This window comes from Bradyrhizobium sp. UFLA06-24 (assembly GCF_054967145.1).
This window is the reverse complement of the sequence record NZ_JADFUE010000167.1, coordinates 1-2,305: the sequence shown is the minus strand read 5'-3', so window position 1 is coordinate 2,305 and position 2,305 is coordinate 1. Positions and strand designations below refer to the sequence as shown.

Genomic DNA, 2,305 nt, shown 5'->3' with positions numbered 1-2,305 from the left:
TGACGGCAACCAGAACACTGACTCTATCTCCCATCGGCCGTAGCGGGCTGCTCACGATCGTCTGAATTCAGTGCTCATGATCGCGCGAAATCGATGCTCACGATCCGTGAAATCCGCAGTCTGCTGGGCGATCGCCTGCTCGCGCGTCAGGCGGGCCATTTCGACCGTCGAGACGCTGCCCGATTTGATCAGTGACGAGGCCCGCTCGACGGCGGCCACTGCCTTCTCCCGTCGCGCGGCCGCGGCCTCGATCGCCGACTGGATTTCGGCAATGCGCGCCTGGAGCTGGAGGATGCGACCGTCGCGGAACTGGGCCGCCTGGCGGGCGAGGTCCTGTTGCGCCGTCTCGGCGGCCGCAAGCTTGGCGGCGAAACTCGGGCGCTCATTTTCCATCCGGGACATCTGCCGCCGAAGATCGTCGAGCCGCACGCGATCGCCACGCGCGTTGACGACATGAAGGATCGCGTCGCCCTCATGGACCACGCTGAGTTGCGTCGAGCCTTGCGGCGGCTTCGCGCTCACGGTGCCGTCAATCGGCGAGCGCAACGTCACGATCCTGGCATTGACCACGGCCGCAACGCTCGAGGTCTGCAGCACGGCCTTCAGCGGCAACCATCCGAAGACGGCCACAATCGCAAGGCCAATGCCGACCTTGAGCAGGCGGCGAACCGGCGCGAGCCTGCAGGTACTTCGGGATGGGAAGCACTATCGCTGACGGGCTCGCTCACCGGCTCGTCGTGCGCCGGCTGCAACCGATCCTGCAAATCGCGCTGCAACCCTCGTGCGCCCGATTCCTCGTCCTTGCTGACGGACGTATGATCTTCGGGAACGGGCTTCTGCTGTTCCTGATTCTCTCCTTTTGTGAGACGTCAAGCCCAACATATTGCTTCATAGCCCCTCCGATTCGTGTGATTGCGTGCAGGCTTGAAGATAGCGGACCTTTCGTCCCGCGGGCGCCGACCGCAATTATGTCATCGTGTGGGGTCCGGACGCCGATCGGCGTCCCAAGTACTTGATTGACTTCGCGCGTACGGGGGGCAATGTTCAGCGTCGATTCACAGCCAACTCTATCTCGCCCACGGCGACATCAGCCCCTGAGTCGGTTTTGCAGTGCCTGCCGATCGACGACGAGCTGGTCCAGGTGGACTGTCTGCCCTCCTTGCTCCAATTGCCTAACCAGCGCCCGCGTCCCGTCCACGACAAAGACGCCGCAATCATAAGTGTTCTGCTGCTGGGCCATGCCGGCTGGCTCCAGGCGGAGGTGCAGCCTACTTGCGAGATGCTCTGCATGCTTTTTGTTGAGTCCCCTGTAGGAATCGTAGTGGTAGGCGACCGGCTGCCCCCGGTCACTGCGATCAACGAACAGCAGCGACCAATGGTTGCCGAGGTTATTAGGATCTTCAGGGTTGGCATTAATCACGGGCAGGAACAGGAAGTCGGCTGTATCATTAAATTCATCATCATGGACGATGCGCTGGAACTCGGTTTGCACGACGCCATCGTCGTTAGAGCCCAGATAATTTAGGACGATGAGGGGATTCACGAACCGCGTCCGGGCGGCGAGATCCGGATCGTTCCTCTGCAAATCCTGCTCCTGGAGCCGGTAATCCCTGTCGATATGCTCGTCGCCCAGCCATTCCGTGTCCTCGAGCACCAGCCCGTGGCCGTGAGACGAGACTGTCGGATCTAAAGCCCCGATCTGAGCGTTGGCGGAGGTGATCGGAAACGGCCGTACAGAATTAGCATCGTCGCGTGATTCGGACGGCGTGGGCGCAGTCAGATCAACCAATGGAAAACCGCGGTAGGTGTCCGAGCGCGCCCTGGCAGCGGGCGCCGGCGCAAAGTGAGCATCGTCGCGCAATTCCCACGGCGTGGGCGCATCCAGATGCACCAATGACTCAAGGCCGCCGTAGATGTCTGAGGGAGCCCTGCCGGTTGATGGTGAGGCCGGTTCTTGCATCTGCCGTCGCGCCAGCTCCTCGCGCAACCACGCCAAAGCTTCATCATCCGAGAAGGCTGGCGCCGGAGAAAGCCCCTGCGGCGAGCCGGGCTGTCGAGCGCCCTGGTGATGCCCCGGTACTGGCCCGGCAAACAGCGGCCGAAAGTCAGGCGCCGGGGCCCAAGCATTGTCACGCAACTCGAATGGTGTGCGCGGATTCGGATTAACCGCTGCCTCAAGACCGGCGTAGGTGTCTGAGCGAGCCCTGGCAGGATGCGCTGGCGCAAAATGAGCATCGTCGCGCAACTCGGACGGCGTCGGCGCATTCAGATCAACAAATGGCTCAAGACCAGCGTAGGTGTCTGA

Annotated in this window: 2 protein-coding genes; both read right to left on the bottom strand. The window is 62.1% G+C overall.

Features of this window, described 5'->3' with window-relative positions:
* Positions 1-51: 51 nt before the first annotated feature.
* Positions 52-630 carry a hypothetical protein gene (locus IF809_RS38375; RefSeq protein ID WP_304492805.1) on the bottom strand — a complete coding sequence of 193 codons (579 nt, stop codon included), beginning with the start codon at positions 628-630 and terminating at the stop codon, positions 52-54.
* 457 nt (positions 631-1,087) lie between these two features.
* On the bottom strand, positions 1,088-2,305 hold a 1,218-nt coding region (locus IF809_RS38370; protein ID WP_462840062.1), incomplete at its 5' end, for a Ulp1 family isopeptidase.